14 protein-coding genes are annotated in these 16576 nt (G+C 57.9%); 7 read left to right on the forward strand and 7 right to left on the reverse strand.

Annotated elements, in window-relative coordinates; translation table 11 throughout:
- Window positions 1–123 precede the first annotated feature (123 nt).
- The 3 genes from CLV41_RS21695 to CLV41_RS21705 are packed head-to-tail and all read left to right on the forward strand — an operon-like array spanning window position 124 to window position 3123.
- Window positions 124–960 carry a DeoR/GlpR family DNA-binding transcription regulator gene (locus CLV41_RS21695; protein WP_103224631.1) on the forward strand — a complete coding sequence of 279 codons (837 nt, stop codon included), beginning with the start codon at window positions 124–126 and terminating at the stop codon, window positions 958–960.
- 16 nt (window positions 961–976) lie between these two features.
- A complete protein-coding gene (locus tag CLV41_RS21700) occupies window positions 977–2461 on the forward strand; it encodes an FGGY-family carbohydrate kinase (protein WP_103224562.1) in 1485 nt (494 codons plus the stop codon).
- Window positions 2458–3123, forward strand: a complete 666-nt coding sequence (locus CLV41_RS21705) for an HAD family hydrolase (RefSeq protein ID WP_103224563.1) — start codon at window positions 2458–2460, stop codon at window positions 3121–3123. The genes CLV41_RS21700 and CLV41_RS21705 overlap by 4 nt, the downstream gene beginning before the upstream one ends.
- Before the next feature lie 234 nt (window positions 3124–3357).
- Here CLV41_RS21705 and CLV41_RS21710 read toward each other — a convergent pair whose 3' ends face one another.
- From CLV41_RS21710 to CLV41_RS27625, 4 genes are all read right to left on the reverse strand, one after another.
- Window positions 3358–3702, reverse strand: coding sequence for a hypothetical protein (locus tag CLV41_RS21710; RefSeq protein ID WP_103224564.1), 345 nt, complete (start codon window positions 3700–3702; stop codon window positions 3358–3360).
- A gap of 178 nt (window positions 3703–3880) precedes the next feature.
- Entirely contained in the window at window positions 3881–6493 is a 2613-nt protein-coding gene (locus tag CLV41_RS21715; RefSeq protein WP_146048623.1) for an NHL repeat-containing protein, read from the reverse strand.
- Window positions 6494–6547: 54 nt separating this feature from the next.
- On the reverse strand, window positions 6548–6964 hold the full coding sequence (locus CLV41_RS21720) for a DUF6636 domain-containing protein (protein WP_103224632.1): 417 nt from the start codon (window positions 6962–6964) through the stop codon (window positions 6548–6550).
- A gap of 484 nt (window positions 6965–7448) precedes the next feature.
- Complete coding sequence (locus CLV41_RS27625; RefSeq protein ID WP_146048624.1) at window positions 7449–8990, reverse strand: hypothetical protein; 1542 nt, start codon at window positions 8988–8990, stop codon at window positions 7449–7451.
- 358 nt (window positions 8991–9348) lie between these two features.
- Here CLV41_RS27625 and CLV41_RS21730 point away from each other — a divergent pair, with 358 nt between their 5' ends.
- A complete protein-coding gene (locus tag CLV41_RS21730) occupies window positions 9349–10116 on the forward strand; it encodes a LuxR family transcriptional regulator (protein ID WP_103224567.1) in 768 nt (255 codons plus the stop codon).
- Window positions 10117–10416: 300 nt separating this feature from the next.
- Here the strand turns inward: CLV41_RS21730 and CLV41_RS21735 are convergent, their stop codons facing one another.
- Window positions 10417–13116, reverse strand: a complete 2700-nt coding sequence (locus CLV41_RS21735; protein ID WP_103224568.1) for a cation-translocating P-type ATPase — start codon at window positions 13114–13116, stop codon at window positions 10417–10419.
- A gap of 306 nt (window positions 13117–13422) precedes the next feature.
- Between CLV41_RS21735 and CLV41_RS21740 the strand changes: the two genes are divergently transcribed.
- On the forward strand, window positions 13423–14265 hold the full coding sequence (locus tag CLV41_RS21740) for a universal stress protein (RefSeq protein WP_103224633.1): 843 nt from the start codon (window positions 13423–13425) through the stop codon (window positions 14263–14265).
- 75 nt (window positions 14266–14340) lie between these two features.
- Here the strand turns inward: CLV41_RS21740 and CLV41_RS21745 are convergent, their stop codons facing one another.
- The gene (locus CLV41_RS21745; RefSeq protein ID WP_146048625.1) at window positions 14341–14529 is read right to left on the reverse strand and encodes a hypothetical protein; all 189 of its coding nucleotides are present in this window, start codon (window positions 14527–14529) and stop codon (window positions 14341–14343) included.
- A 64-nt stretch (window positions 14530–14593) separates the two neighbouring features.
- On the opposite strand from CLV41_RS21745, the gene CLV41_RS27870 reads away from it, so the two are divergent.
- The gene (locus CLV41_RS27870) at window positions 14594–14752 is read left to right on the forward strand and encodes a hypothetical protein (RefSeq protein ID WP_170107282.1); all 159 of its coding nucleotides are present in this window, start codon (window positions 14594–14596) and stop codon (window positions 14750–14752) included.
- A gap of 43 nt (window positions 14753–14795) precedes the next feature.
- Here the strand turns inward: CLV41_RS27870 and CLV41_RS21750 are convergent, their stop codons facing one another.
- Window positions 14796–14999, reverse strand: coding sequence for a hypothetical protein (locus CLV41_RS21750; RefSeq protein WP_208987660.1), 204 nt, complete (start codon window positions 14997–14999; stop codon window positions 14796–14798).
- A gap of 261 nt (window positions 15000–15260) precedes the next feature.
- On the opposite strand from CLV41_RS21750, the gene CLV41_RS21755 reads away from it, so the two are divergent.
- A complete protein-coding gene (locus CLV41_RS21755; RefSeq protein ID WP_103224571.1) occupies window positions 15261–16496 on the forward strand; it encodes a cytochrome P450 in 1236 nt (411 codons plus the stop codon).
- The last annotated feature ends 80 nt before the right edge of the window (window positions 16497–16576 follow it).

A 16576-nucleotide genomic window follows, 5' to 3' on the forward strand; every position in this document is an offset into this window, starting at 1 on the left:
TGATTGATCAAAAGCAAACATACATTCGCAAATCTTACAAGAAAAATGTTTTGATTTGTTCGATTGAAACGCGATCAATGTTCTGATTTGATTGTTTGGCCGTTTTATGCAGAGATCGCCGAGATGACAGACAGTTCGACCCACACGACGCAAGACAAGTCGACCAAACGTGGCCGCCCCCCTGCCCAGGCACGGCTGGCAGCGATCCTCGACCGCCTCAATCAGGGCGGTTCGGTCTCGGTTGCCGAATTCGCGCAGGAATTTGGCGTTTCGGATATGACGGTCCGGCGCGATCTGGCAGAGCTCGAGGGTAAGGGCCTGCTGGAGCGGGTGCATGGCGGCGCGGTCAGCCTGCAGCATGGTCCCCTGACCGTTATCGACGATGTGGAACCGGTGTTCGAGGCCCGCCGCCGCCTCAACAGCGATGCGAAATCCCGGATTGCACAGGCCGCCGTGCGGCTCATCGCGGACCATCAGACGCTGGCCTTCGATCTGGGGACAACTGTGCTGGCGGGTGCGCGTGCGCTGATTTCCTCGGAACCCGCACCAGGATTGCGGATCTTCACCAACAGCCTGCGGGTGGCGCAGCTGACCGCCGCGGCTTCGGTGCAGACCTATGTCCCCGGCGGGCTGATCCAACCGGGCGAGATGTCAGTCACCGGCCAAGCCGCGGTCGAGAATTTCACCCGCTACTACTTCGATGCGGCGCTGATCGGGGCGTCGGGGCTGACCCCGGACGGTGTGTTCGACTATTCCCCCGAAGAAGCCGCGATGAAATCGGTCTATATTCAGCGCTCTTCCTGCCGCATCCTGATGATTGACAGCTCCAAGTTCCGCCGTATCTCCACCGTCCGTGTGGCGGATCTGGCGCAGATATCGATCATGGTCACCGATGCCGCGCCGCCGCCCGAGCTGGCTCAGGCTCTGGAAGAAGCCAACGTCTCGATCCTTATCGCCTGACTTCCTGAGGTTTCACATGACACTGTTTCTAGGTCTCGATATCGGGACGACTTCGACGATCGGCCTGCTCATCGAGCTGCCGGACCGGATCCTGGCCAAGGCTTCGCGCCCGGTCACGCTGCTTTCCGCCCATCCTGGCTGGGCCGAGGAAGATCCCGAACAGTGGTGGGCCAATTGTTGCGCGGTCATTCCCGAGCTGCTGGAAAAATCCGGACGCGAGGCGTCCGAGATTGCCGGGATCTGCGTCGCGGGGATGTTGCCCGCGACCATCCTGCTGGACGAGGCAGGCCATCCGCTACGCCATTCAATCCAACAAAGCGACGGCCGCGCCGGCGCCGAAGTCGAAGAGATGCGCCGCGAGATAGACGAGGCTGCCTTTCTGACCGCTTCCGGCAACGGCGTGAACCAGCAGCTTGTCGGCGCCAAGATGCGCTGGCTGACGCGTCACGAACCCGAGGTGGTCAGGCGTGCCAGGACCTTGATGGGCTCCTATGACTACATCAATTTCCGCCTGACCGGGGTCGCCCGGGTCGAACAGAACTGGGCGCTCGAGGCCGGGATCGTGAATGTCGCCACCAACGAGATCGACCTCGATCAGGCGGCGCTGTCGGGAATTGATCCGGCGCTGCTGCCGCCCCGCGCGTCCTCTTCCGAGGTTATGGGTCTCGTCACCGCAGAAGCGGCGGCGCAAACCGGCCTCGTCGCCGGGATCCCGGTCGTTGGCGGAGCGGCGGATATGATCGCCTCCTGTCTGGGTGCCGGGGTGGTCGCGAATGGCGATGTGCTGCTGAAATTCGGAGGGGCGGTTGACGTCCTGACAGCCACCGACAAGGCGATTCCCGACGAGCGGCTGTTTCTGGATTACCATCTCGTACCAGGGCTCTGGATGCCCAATGGCTGCATGTCCACCGGCGGATCTGTGCTCAACTGGTTCGTGGAAACCTTTGCGTCCGGGATCGCGCCGCTCGACGGCTCACGCCACGCGGCACTCGACGCGATGGCTGCAGACCGCCCGGCCGGTGCGATGGGACTGACCTTCCTGCCCTATCTGCTGGGCGAGAAAACCCCGCTTCACGATCCCTATGCACGTGGAGCGCTGAACGGCCTGACCCTGTCGCATGATCTGGGGCATATCTGGCGCGCGGTACTTGAATCCTACGCCTATGCGATCCGCCATCACATCGAGACGTTCAACGAGATCGGATATGAGACGGCGCGTTTCTTCGTCTCGGATGGCGGCGCGAACAGCGATGTCTGGATGGGGATAGTCGCGGATGTCCTGGGCGTTCCCCTGCAAAGGCTCGCGGGTCATCCCGGCTCCTGCCTCGGTGCGGCCTGGGTCGCGGCGGTGGGCTGCGGCGCCGCGGACTGGACCGGCATAGCCGCACTGACGCAGCGCGATGCCTTGTTCACACCGGATCCGACGCATCGCCCCATCTACGACCGCGGCTATGCCCACTACAGAGATCTTTATGAACGCCTGAAAGGAGCCGCCTCATGACCCTGCGCGCCGTCGCCTGGGACATTGACGGAACTCTCGTCGACAGTGAGCCACTGCACCACCACGCCCTCGTTTCGGTAAGCGCAAAATATGGCCTGGAGATCGATCCCGATGATCAAAGCTTTGTCGGCGTTCACATCGGCCATGTCTGGGAACAGTTACGCCCGCAGTTTCCGGTCGCGGTGGAGGAACGGACATGGCATGAGGAGATCCGAGCCTTCTACGCCGAGCACAGCGAAAGCCTCGTTCCTATCCCCGGCGCGGTCGAAACGGTCAAGGCTCTTGCCGAATCCGGGATCGCGCAGATTTGTGTATCGAATTCCGATCGGACGGTCGTCGATGTGAACCTGCGAAGCCTGGGGATCGCGGATATCATGGTGGGCTCGATCAGCCTCGACGATGTGCCCGCGGGCAAACCCGACCCCGCCCCCTATCGGATGGCGGCGGAAGCGCTGGACCTGCCGCCACATGAAGTTCTGGCCGTCGAGGACAGCATCACCGGGATGCAATCGGCGCTCGCTGCAGGCCTGAAGATCGCGTTTTTGGGGAATACTGTGCTTGGCGGTCCGCCCCGCGCGGACTTCTATCCAACGAGCCCTTCCGAAATCCCGGAATTCCTGGACCTGAACCACACCGGAGATGCCGGAGACTTCAACTCCTGAGTACGATCAAGCTGCAATGAATGGCAGCAAAATCGTAGGCTGCGATCCGCCCTACCCGCGCCATCCGAGCTTGCGCGCCGTGTTTCAGATGAAAGTACGAGCATCGTCGGAAACCCGCGAAATGCAATCCGTTCTTGCGCGTTACATCTACGTACCGGAAAACATGATTTGACAGGCGCGCCTGTTCGACCGGCGCAAGAAGTATGCATGCTCTTTGGTATCAGGGGCCAAACCCTAGTGGATCGTCAGCCGGAGCGTGAATTCTTCGGACGTAGCACTTCGTAAAAACTGGAAGACGTTGACCGTGTAGTTCCGGGGCTGTGTCGGGAAACTGAAATCGGCCTGACAATCGATCACATCCGGCACGGTAAAGCAGGTGTCATCACTTCCGAAAAGCTGCAGTCTGGCCGTCTGACCGGCACCGGATCCGAAGATGAAACACATGGGTTGCCCGTTGATCACCTGCCCCGAGACCTCGCCGGAGGACGTTCCCGGTTCGAAGATGATTTCGGAGCAGTCCTGTGCCGCCGCACCGCCTGCCCAGAGAGCGAGACACAGCGTGGTAAAATAGCGTCGCATTGAATTAACTCCCGGTTGGAAACGCATTCCATCTTCCATGACTGCTCCTCGAAAGGACATTTTGAAAACGCTATCGCGGCGTGGAGCAGATCAGAGTATCCGCGAGGTGGCCGGAAAGCCCGGTGGCCATTGAGATCCGAAGGCGCGAAACATTGTCCTCGGTCGTTCCGGCAGTTTGCTAACGGGCCGCGATCCTTTCCGCATCAATTTCCTGCCGGGTTCCGGCATCGAGTGCATTCCAGATTTTCAAATAAAGGCCGCGCCCATTCGGCAAGTCCTGGCCGCTCCAGTCTCTTGCGTGACCGCCCAGTCCCCATCCCATCGCCTGCCCGGATAGGTCGTAGAGAACGCTGTCCGGCAAAACGTAGTCTTCGGGAACAGGAACCAGCGCATTACCCTCAAAATCAAAAACCTTGAGCTCTTTGCCAACGCCCGCCGACCAATCGAAAAAAGCGGCCGCTGTGCCTTTACGGACGATCAATCCGGGCATCAGGCTATGAACAACCCGCACACGTTTGCCGTCATGCCGATAAAGCATCCCGGTCTGCTGGTCAGTCAGAATCATGTTGGAGGTGACAGAAGACACCCGCAGGTCGGCACCGAGAGCAACAGGCGAATCCGCATCGGTTTCCGGGACAGTAAAATCCGAGATGCCACCGTTTTTCAGGACCAGGATTTTGTCGACTTTTTTGTCCAGAGTTCTGGTAAAATAGAGTTCTCCATCCTTTCCCCAACCGGCAATACCAACCCATCCGTCACCGGCTTGTCGGGATAGATCGTATTGTTGCCACACTTCACCACTTCGCGGATCAAACAGAAATACCCGGTTGCCGTTCTGTGCTGCGACCAGCGCGCCGTCGGGCGAAAAACCGGCGGTGGCGGTGTTCATGGGGACAATGTCGGAAATTTTCGGATCGGGAATAAAGAGATCGCGGATAAAGGTGCCATTTCTTCCGTCGAAAACGGACAAACGATCTCCAGGACGGGGGCTCATCAACAGCAAATCGCCGCCGGGAGAAAAATACGAGCCTCTTTCAAAAGCTTCGGAACTCACGGACGGATGCAGAATTTCGACAATCCTGCTGTCGTTTCCAAAGGTGAAATGGGCTGCGTATACAGAAAAATTTCCCGCTCCCAGAACAACGACCACCGCGTTCCGCCCGTCCGGCCCCACGACGTAAGTTCCCCATCCCTTGGCATCCACCTGCAAGGTCCGGGCAGCGCTTGCCCTGAAAAGCATGAGCGCGGCCTCGCCAAATCTTTCGAAATCTTCCTCTTCGGGATCCGCGGGCAGACCCTTCATGGCCATAACGGCCGCATTCCGGCTATCGCCCGATCTCAGCTTTTCGCGTGCCGCTCGCGCAAACTCCTTCGACTTCAAGAGGATCGTGTCTTGTGGCTGGACGGCTTCATTGTAGGCCACCGGAGGGGCGCCGATTTCTTCAATCGCCACGTCATAAAGGCCTGCATCCGCCGGGACATCATCGCCGGCGTAGGTCACCGGCGAGCTCGCCGCCGCGAACCCGGTTATGCTTCCATCCGCCGCGATGACATAATTTCCGAACGGACCGAAATCTTCCGGTATCGGCTCCAGCGTGTTTCCCGCCAGGTCGGTCACATCAACGGTCAACGCCGGAATGCCTAACCCGCCCAGCAAACGAGGGAAGGACAGTGCTTTTCCGTTACGGGTGAAGCGCGGGATGTCGATGAAGTTACGGCCTGGAAGTTCACAAAGCGTGTTTCCATCGGCCCCCACAACAAGCGTCTTTTCAAGCCCGGCGAGAACGACAACGTTACTTTCAGGATGAGACATTGCCAATTGCACCTGAAGGTTCGCATCCTCCAGGAACGGGTGTGATCCGCTCTGGTCGACCGCGAAAATCCGCGAAGCCACCCAATCCACCGTTTCGCCGACCAAAACCCGGTTGTCCGGAGTCCAGCCCATGGATCGCTGTGATTTATGCGAATATCTGGTGCCTGTCATCTGGACGGCCGTCGGCTCCATGCGCCAATTGAAGGCTCTGCTGCCCGTCAAGACATCAAAAACCAGCAATTCTCCCGGTGTGTCGACCGCAAAAAGCCGGCTGTCGGGTGAAAACCCAAGCGCTGCCGACGTTCCGGGGCTGCCCACGTTTATTTCCCGAATTCGTTCGCCTGTCTTCGCATCGAGGATCAGAACACTTTGCGATGGCGTCAAATCCACTGCAACGTACTTGCTGTCCGGTGAAAAACTCGGCGCAAAGGCTCGCAGCGTGTTCGGCTTGTCCGCCACTTCAGCCGGTATGGGATCCATGACCATCTCGCCTGACGCCGTGTCAAAGAGCATGACGGGAACAGACTGCGAAAAATCCATGCTGGCTTCCCTCGCCGGGAACTCTCCCCTGACAACAATCATCCGGGATCCGTCCGGACTGACGGAGGACAACACTCTTTGCTCCGTGTCTACGAACACCATTTTCGCGGTGATCGCGCGCCACAACGCCGACCAGAGATCCTGATGCGTTTCCATGAAGTGTTCGTCCGGCCTGCCGGGAATGATTTCCAGAGCCCGGGCAATGGCCCGCTTGCGATCTCCGGCAGCGAGACGTTGAAGCATTTCGTGAGCTACCGCCCTTGAGACGACAGGGTCCAGTTCGGCAGCCTGTGGCCGTTGTAAGGTGAAAAGCAAAAAGCCAGATGCGATACAAAAAAGGAAACAAAGGCGGAGACTCTTCAGCACTAGCCAAAGTGCATCCCCGCAGATATTCGAATTGAAATAATTTCTGGTAGCAAAACCTTGTTTCAAATGCATGATCACATCCCCGAGTGAGGTTGTTCTATGAAAAGCAGGACTTCAGGAAATGGCTCAAAAAACGTCCTGTCTTGCCCTGGACAAAAAGAAACCGTGGCCATCGCGATTGCTGCACCGCAAACCTTTCTTGGAAGAGTGACAGACAAACCCTCCAAACTCGCCAGTCACCCCGTATTCCGCCCTGTCAAATCCACCCTTGCTCCGGTCGGTTTCCCCGCAATGCACTTCAACTGTTCCTCTTTCCTTCATTGAAAAGGTATGTCCCCAGTCCGAATTGCACCAATTCGGCTTTGGCAGCGCGGGAGGGTCTGAGCGATTGATAATCGTGCAGATGATATCGGAGAGCACATTGAAGTCCTCGCCCACGGAGCATTGGATGTTTTGCGAAGGTGTCTCGAAGGTCCAGATGTCCGCAAGCGCCGGGCCGGCACAAATCCAGAAAAACACTGGAACAAGCAGTTTGGTTCTCATTTGGTTTCCCAACCGGTTTTCATGGTCCTTCATCCGGTGAAGCGGCTGCCATTCGGTCAGTTCCCGCTCCAGCGACCCTTCTTGCGCGCTGGCAACATCAATACTCCGGTTTCCGACAACGCGACCCGATTCGCGGCAGAAACCATCGTCCGAAATGTAAAAGCAATCGCTGTTATACCAAAGAGCGTTGATTATGACCCATCGGATGGGCCATTCCCGTTCGCCGGCGAGGCGCTCTGCGCAGTACGGCCTGGTTGGCCGGACAAGCAGTGCAACGAAGTCCGGCGGGCGGGAATGGCCCACCGAAGGCCTGTTTTGGAGGGGTCGGACGGCGTCGCACGTCTTGCCCGATACCCCGCATCGCACTGCGACGAGCTCCTGGCCGAAAACCCTCTAAAACAGGTCAGATGAGTCATAATCAACGCTCTTTGGTATTAGCTATCCACCTTGCGGCGTCCATCAGCGATTGTTGCAGATGCGCAGATCAATACTCCGCGCGATAGAAGGTAAGCATATTGCTTTCGATCTGCTTTCTGACGGGGTCACCGCAACCGGTGTGCTGGACCACATCCGTCATCAATCGCACTTCTTCCGGCTCGAAAGACAAGTCACTCACTTTTTCGAGTGGCGCCTCGAATCCAGCCGCGATGTCGAAGTATTCGTAAGTTGTCACCTTTTCAGAAGACCCTTTGTAATGCCCAAACCCGTTTCGGTACTCAGTCCATCGCGTGGTTCCCCATTTCACTGTTTCCATTCCCTCTCCACAGTCGCCGTGAAGGAGTTGGCGAACCAGAATGTAATTCGTAATCATGCGGGCATAGCGCGTTTTATAAATCTCGCTGACAGCAAAATCCTTTTGCATGCCTGAAAGCCAGTTCCATATGACACCGCCAGTGTTCGCAAGGCTATTTTGTGCATCCTTTTCCAGCAAGTCTTCCAGCTCGATGAAGTCGCCATTAGCGAACAGTTCCAACCGCGGACCGAAAGGGTTTCCATCGCTGTAGGTCAGGTTCACGGACGGCAAGTGCCCCGACTTCAACATTTTAACGGTAGAATCAAAAACTTTGCAGCCAATGTCGGAACACTTCTTTTCCGGTTGATTATAGTATATTTTTGTTATGTCTCCTGGCTCCATACTTGCCAGGATCTCCAAAATTGCTTCGACTTCATAATATCCCCGGTTGTGTTTGGCGACACTTTCGATCAGCATTCCGGGTTTCGCATCCGAAAATCTATATCCTTCACCGAAGTCTTCACTTTCTATTTTCAGCATCCACTTCGTCGAAGAGAAGTCTTTGCGGCAAACGAGCGAAAGCGAGTCATAGTTGAACCCGGTGTCTTGTGGCGGATCGTATTTGAACTCATGGGGCCGGCCGCAATCCGTCCAGTCCCCCATCCAGGGCCGGCGTTTTCCATCGTCAGGAACTTTTTGAAGCCCCGCGTGTTTCTCTGGCATGGCATCATCTGCCGGGCGCTCTTTCAGTGCTGTGGTCAATTCCTGCATTGAAGGCGCCCACAAGTTACACTGTTGCGGGTAAGGTGGACATAACCCTTTGACAAACTCCGCGTGAGTACTAAGCTTTCCAATATATTTTTTATTCTCATCTTTAAAATATACGCTTATTGACAGATCACCATTATCCTCTGAAGAAATATTCATTATGTTATTGTTATATGACTTGCACTTTCTCGAATTCCTATGGTGAGGACTTTCATATTTTTCCTGCAACCACTCCCCCGCCCGTTCAGGCGAGGGAACAAGTACATATTTGCAATTATGGTACCGGTACTCTATGTCCCGGTCGCCTTCAGAGTTATAGATACGTACTTCCCAGCTCTTTTGACCATCCGTTGAGTAAATTCTGCCATCGAATCCTATGGATGAAATCTTGGTGAAATCTATATCCGCAGCATTGGCTGCAACACTCCAAATCACCCAAACGAAAACGCAAAAAAACAATCCGCGCTCGGCACTTAATGCCTTTCTAATAATAAAATTCGTGCAACTTGGAACTATTACTGTCATTATAACGCTCCACTATTAAAAGCATGATTTTATTACTACTCAATAGATACTGCGGCTGGATGGATCGCGGACACCCGATACAGGCGGCAGCTAACGATTCATTCGGAGCAAGAATGCTCGATCGGTTGCCATGTCGAAGAGCGCATAAAATCTGCTCTCCGGCGGGACACTAAAACCAATATCGTACCGTTCATTAGGGTACGGATCTGTGAACGCAATTAACAAAGCAGGATTGATTGTGCCTCACGGATAGCAGTTAGCAAATAAGCTAGATGTAGCATTTACGTGCAAGTCCAGCTGAGCAATCATACAAGGTCATGGATGCTGACGTAACCTAACAACGTTGAGAGGGTGCCGGATGGAGGACCTGCAATCGGCAATCGAGTCTATTCAAAAAGCCGAACTCCCGGAAAACGCCTTCCATGAGTTCCGCAAGATCATCCGTGCCTATGGTTATGAAAATGCAGTCTTTTCCTTGATAACCGATCATCCTTCGATCCGTCAGGGAGCCTTTCACGGCCTCTCCACCAGTTATCCTGAAGACTGGATGAAACACTACAAGCAAAACAGCTATCATAATTTCGACCCCGTCTTTCACCGCATACTTTTAAAGCCCGGCGCGTTCTTTTGGTCAGACGCCATCTCCTCACTGGAGCGGGACTCCAGGTTCACCAGCTCGCTGCTCGATCGTTCGCGAAGCCTGATGCAGGAAGCCGCGGATGCCGGTCTTGCGGACGGCATTGCGGTGTCCATACCCAATGAATGGGGAGAAATAGCCGGAATTGGGATCTCCCGGCCGCAACGCGAAACCGATCTTGATGTCAGAGCCTTAGCCGACATCCAGCTTTTGTCCGCGGTCCTGCACGAAAGATATATGGGCTGTTACCGGTCATGGAGCCCCGCACCGCTGACCAATCGGGAAAAGGAGGTGCTTTCCTGGTCGGCGGAGGGCAAGTCCGATTGGGAAATCGCGGAAATTATAGGCATTTCAAGGGCAACAATCCGATTCCACTGGAACAACATCTTCAAGAAACTGGCTGTGAACAACAAAACCACAGCAACCGTTCACGCCATTCGAAGAAAGCTGGTCGTTCCGGATGCGCTGCGACCCTTCAACCCGCTTTGATCCTTGTCACCGGTGTCCGGTTCGACAAGATTCGATTGAAGTCGCAATCCCCTCCTTGGCAAGCAGCAAAGAGACACCCCGTCTCCTGATGAAATTAGAGAGTGCAAAAAATACGACGCTGTCTCGCATGCCGTTGATGATGCCGGATATTCTCGGCACTTAAAATTTCAGCCAACGGCATCAACGGCGGCCCTTCCAACTGCTTGACGGATAGCTGGAACTTTAACGTTCCCGCTTCATGGGGCGGTAGGTTCGAACCATGATGGTGCAAGCGGCGTGCGGATTTGTCCGCACTCTGGCTCAAAGCCCGCGAGACGTCCTCAGATAGGACAGCACCAGGAAGATCTGGCCGACGACAAGCGGCAGAAAGCTCATCGAGACGGCGAGGAGCATCCCGTCCGGACCTGGCCAGTGAAGGCCCAGAACATCGGCAAGGGCGGGATGTCCCATCGCAATGGCCAGGAGCCCAAGGCAGAGCACCAGGGCGGCCCAGACATACGGGTTGCGGCTGATTTCATTCCGGACAACAGCCAGGGAAGGCCGCCGGACGCTGAAAACGTTCCAGAGCTGAGCCAGGGCAAGGGTCAGAAAAGCAACAACCACAGCGGTGTCGGCTCCAAGATCGAGATAAAAAAGCGCCAGCATGAAGGCCGAAAGAGTGGCGAGGGTGATCGCCCCGCCAAGCAGCCCGATCAGGAACCATCTTTTCCTGTCTATGATCGGCTCGTTCGGATCGCGCGGGGGTTCCGACATGGTTTCGTCGTCTCCCCGTCCAAGCCCCAGCGCGAAGGCGGGAAAGACATCCGTGACGAGATTCAGGAACAGGATCTGCAGGGGCAGAAGCGGAACCGGCAGACCGACGCCGACGGCAATGCCGACGATGAGGACTTCGCTGACATTGCAGGACATCAGGTAGACCACAAATTTGCGGATGTTTTCGAAGATCGTCCGCCCCTGGCGCATGGCCGCGATGATCGTCGCGAAGGCATCGTCCTTCAGAATGATGTCGGACGCTTCGCGCGCCACCTGCGTCCCGCGCAATCCCATGGCAATCCCGATATCCGCCTTTTTCAGGGCCGGCGCGTCATTGACACCGTCGCCCGTCATGGCGACCACGTGGCCCTGCTCCTGAAAAAGCGACACCAGCTTGAGTTTTGTATCGGGTGCCACCCGCGCGAAAACATCCGTCTGAAGCACGTGCGCGCGCATCTCTTCATCGGAGGTTGCCGGGTCGATGCCGGCAAGATCGCGCCCCGTCATCACCTTGAGCGTCCCCGTTCCGAGACCTGCCTCCTGCGCGATCTTGGCGGCGGTGTCCGCGTGATCCCCCGTCATCATGACGACGCGCACGCCCGCATCCTGGCTTGCCCTGATGGCGGCGGGAACATCCTCGCGCAGGGGGTCGAGAAAGCAGACCAGCGCGACCAGCGTCAGCCCTTCATAGGGGTCTTCGTCATCCGTCGCCGCCGTTTTCATGGCCAGGGCCAGGACCCGCTGTCCCGTACTTGCCGCATGATCGCTGCGCTCGCGCCATTCTGTCAGGTCCCGTTCGCTCATGTCCCGCGGGCCGTTGTCCGAAAGGACCGATCGCGACACCTCGAGCACGAATTCGGGTGCGCCCTTGACCGCGTAGACGATGTCGCCATTGCGGGAGAATGCCGTCGCCATCATCTTGCGCTCGGGGTCAAACGCATACTGCCTGACCTCCCGGAAATCCGCGGCGAGCGACGTCCGGGTGAGGTCCGCCTTTCCGGCGACGGCAAGCAGCGCTATTTCCATGGGATCGCCGATCCGGGCGCCGCCATCGTGCAGGTCCGGCTGGGCCGTGTTGCAAAGGACCCCGATCCTCAGGGCCCAGTCCAGGCTCTCCGATCCGGCAGGATCTCCTCCCCCACCCGGTACCTGGAAGGAAACGTCGGAGCCGTCGCGCGTGACCTCGATGTCGTTGCCGTCGAGGAGATAGCTGACCACCGACATCCGGTTCTCCGTCAGCGTGCCGGTCTTGTCGGTCAGGATCAGGGTAGTCGCCCCGAGAGTTTCCACCGAGGACAGCTGGGTGACAATCGCGTTGCGGGCCGCCATCCGCCACATGCCGCGTGCCAGACAGAGCGTTGCGACGACCGGAAGACCTTCCGGGATCGCCGCCACAGCCAGCGCCACCCCGGTCTTGATCATCTCGGGAACGGAGTTCCCCCACAAGATGCCCGCGAGGCTGGTCAGCGTCGCCAACGCCAGCGTCAGCCAGACCAGCTTCTGACCGAGTTTGTCGAGACGCTGCTCCAGAGGCGATGCATCGGCATCCGCTCCCTCGGCGAGCGTGCTGATATGACCGAGTTGCGTCGCCATCCCCGTGGCGACGACAATCCCCTCCCCGAGGCCCTGGGTGACCGCCGTTCCGCTGAACGCCATGTTCGTCCGGTCGGCGACACCGGTGCCGGGGGCGATGCTGGCGGTCTGTTTCGCAACGGGTACGGATTCGCCGGTGAGCAGGGATTCATCGCAAAAAAGGTTCGATACCGTCACGAGCCGCAGATCCGCGGTGACCACGTCACCGGCTTCAAGAACGACAACATCTCCCGGCACCAGTTCGTGCGCGTCAATCTCCCGCACCTGCCCGTCCCGCCGCACGCGCGTGCGTACTTCGGTTATGCGCATGAGGGCTTCCATCGACCGGGCGGCCCGCAGTTCGGTGAAGAATCCGATTGCGCCATTGAGCAGCAGGACGATCACGATCGCGATCGCATCCGCGAGATCTCCCAGAACGAGCGACAGGACTGACGCAGCCGCGAGCAGCCACACGATGATGCCGGTAAACTGATGGGCCAGGATAAGAAACGCGCTGCGGGTCTTGTGCTCACGGAGCCGATTGGGGCCATGGACCCGGCGCCGGCGAATGACCTCGGCGTCCGCCAGCCCCCGCGCCGTTTGCGTGGCGTATCTCTCGGCAATCTCCCCAGCATCAAGAGCAAAGGCAGTCTTCAGGGTTTCGGTCGTTTCCATTGTCCCTCGGGTCACACTTTCCAGTTTGTTGCCACCGGGCTCTTCCACTCGTCAGGAGGAGCCGAATGCCGCCAGTCAGCGGCGCCCGTCAGCGGCGCCAGTCTTGTGTCCACTCCCTCCTTACGCCAAGTCGGTAACAATCAATACACCAGGGCGGTGCGGCCACCATCGCGGAGGTCTCCGGCGCGGTCAGGCCGATGTGACAGTAAGTATTTGATCCTGGCTCGTCCCCGATACATCATGGCGGTGAAAATCGCTCCTCCGGCGGCCGACCGGCGCGCCTTCCCCCCTGCAAAGAAACAGGCCATGTCCATCAAAACAATCCTCGCGATCATGGAATTCAAGACAGCCTTGGAGAATATCAGCCTGGCCACCGCCGTTGCGCGCGCGCACGATGCCCATCTGACCGTCCTTAACATCGGCGAAGTGCCTTCTCTTCCCTTCTACGGATTTGGAGGACACGGCTATGTGGAGATCTGGTCCGAAGAATGCGACCAGCGCAAGGAGGACCTCGCCGAAGTCAACACGCGGATGGACCAGCAGCTCGCGCGCGAAGGTCTTTCCTACGATCTTCGTCCCTATCTGTCGTCCCCGGAGCGGGAGGACAATCTGGTGGCGCGCCATGCGATCTACTGCGACCTGGCGGTTGTCCTGCGCTCCGCGGAGCAGGAACTGGAGAGCGTTGAAAAAAACGCGATCGATGGCGCCCTGTTCGACTCCGGCAGACCAGTCCTTTACATTCCAAAGTCTCCGGAACTGGACACGATCGGCCAGCGGGTCGCGATCGCCTGGAACGCTCAACGGGAAGCCGCCCGCGCGGTGACCGATGCCTTGCCGTTTCTGAAAAAGGCAACGCAGATCGATCTCCTTGTCGTCGATCCGGTCGTCGGCGACGAGGATCACGGCCAGGACCCGGGCAGCGACATGGCCCTGATCCTTTCCCGCCATGGACTGAATCTCAACGTAAGGATCGTCGCCTCCGAGGGCAGGCCTGTTTCCCAGGTCCTGCTCGAGACGGCACGGGACCTCAAGAGCGACCTGATCGTCATGGGCGCTTACGGGCATTCAAGGCTGCGTCAGAACATCCTGGGAGGAACCACGTCGGAAATGCTTGAAAACAGCGATGTGCCTCTGCTGCTGTCGCGATAAGCGCGTAGAACTCAAGCACCAGATGACTTTTGCGCGGTACACCGACCGGACTTGCCGGCTGTCCGAGAGTCTAACCTAAGCAGCGCCGTCCGGTTTCGGGTCCGTACTCGATTCCGGGCCCGGTTCCAGCATTGCCGGCGGATCGCTGGCCGGGAAAGTTTCGTCCAAAGCCTCATCGAGCAGATCGTCCAGATGCTTCCTGGTCTGCTCCGGCGTGCTGCCTTTTATCGGCTTTTTTCCTGTTTCTTCGGGTATAGGCACCATTTCTCGTCTCCACGGCACGGAGGAATTCAGGCCGTTCACAAACCACGGAAAGGACAGCAGCGCATTGACGGGCGTCAACGCCCGGCATCCGTGCTCCGACATCGCCGCGGACATCGGCTCGCCAAAGATCGTTGGAACAAAGACCCGCCGCAGGTCCTTTCAGGCTCAAAATATCCGGGACGGTATTGGCGTCCGTATTCAGGCGTTGCCGGAAACCGGCTGATGACAGTCCCGAGGGTGTCGCGCCTTTTCGGGATGCACTGTTGTCAGGCGGCCTCGCGCTTCGCCCGCTCGATCCTGCCGATAAAATCCGACAGCCAGGCGATTTCCTTCAGGTAGACATCCATGCTGAGCGAGGCGAGTTCCATCAGCAAGGCCTGCGGGTTCGGATTGTCGAATCCGGCTTCCCGCAAGAAGGTCTGGTATTCTTCCCTGAACGCCTCTGGAACACGCATAACAGCCTCACGCATCTAATATATTTCACCGGACTTGAGCGGGGCTTGACCGCCTCGCGTTAACGAACTGTTAAGAAATTCAATCTCCCGCCGTTATCGTCAATTCTGTCCTTTCCTCGCAATCCCCAGGCGCTGTCCTCAGGCGCGGGAAAAGCATGAACAACTGCGAAAACCGGATCGGAACCCGCGCTTTTCGCTTGCACTTGGCCGGCCAAATCTTCGACGCTGCCAAGAATCACAATTCTACCTGATCGCCGTTCGCCCCAAGAGTCCTCCATGTCGCCGTCCACAGACCTTTGCTTTGCCCCCCTGTCAGCCGAATTCGCTCGGGATCCCTACCCTTTTTACGCGGCTTTGCGCGCCAGGGAGGGCCTGACCTACTATCAGGATTTCGATGTCTGGCTGGCGTCGCGGTTCACCGATGTTTCCCGGATCGTGCTCGATGAACATATGGTCCGTTCCCTTGAGCATATCGCCGGGCCTGAGGAAATCGCCGCGCAGAAACAGGCGCAAAACTGGCATGACATGCCGCATCATTCCCGTTTCGTGCAGTTTTCCCTGCTCGACAGCGACGGCGCGGTGCATGACCGGTTGCGCAAGCAGGTGTTCAAGCTTTTCACGCCGGTGATGGTGGGCAAGCTGAGGGACGGCATCCAGGCTTATGTCGATACGCTGTTCGACAGCCTGGACGGCCGCGACGAGATCGACTTCATCGGCGACCTCGCCGCCCACGTGCCCGGCCACATCATCGGCCGCATTCTGGGCGTGCCCGACGAGGACTGCCCGCAGTTGCGTATCTGGTCGGAGAACATCGTGCAGTTCTTCGATATCGACCGCTCGAATGAGCGCAAGGAGCTGGCTGAACGCAACACGACCGAATTCTATCGCTATCTCCTGAAGCTCAAGGCCGAAAGGGAAGCCAACCCCGAAGACGACCTGATGAGCCTGATGATCGAGGCCGAACGGCAGGGCCACATGAACCACGACGAGTTCATTTCCACCGCCATGCTGATCCTGATGGCGGGACACGGTTCGACGATCGACGTGCTTGGCAGCGGGATGCATGCGCTGTTGAAATTCCCCAACGAAATGCTGCGCCTGCGCGCCGATCCGGGCCTGATGAAAACGGCTGTCCAGGAGATGTTCCGCTACGAAGCTCCCCTGCCCTTCTTTCACCGCTATTCAACCGAAGATGTGGAGATCGGCGGGCGGACGTTTCCCCGCGGCACCAAGTTCGGCGTGCTGTACGGGTCCGCCAACCGCGACCCCGAGCAGTTTCCCGATGCGGACAGGTTCGATGCCGGGCGCACACCCAACTGGCACATCGCCTTCGGCCGCGGCGCGCATTTCTGCCTTGGCAATCACCTTGCCCGGCTGGACATGGACATCATCTTTTCAACTCTGCTCAAGAGGTTCGGGACCATCGAGCTGGCGGAAGACACCGTCAGTTACAAGCGCGGACTGTCCGTGCGCGGACCCCAAACGCTGCGGATAGGCTGGACGGCAGACTGACGAGTTCTTGTTCCCCGCCGACGGTCCGCTATATTCGGATGAAGCTTGGCTTTCTCTGTTTCCTGCCCTCGTGATTTACC

This window comes from Roseibium marinum (assembly GCF_002906165.1).
Lineage (GTDB): Bacteria > Pseudomonadota > Alphaproteobacteria > Rhizobiales > Stappiaceae > Roseibium > Roseibium marinum.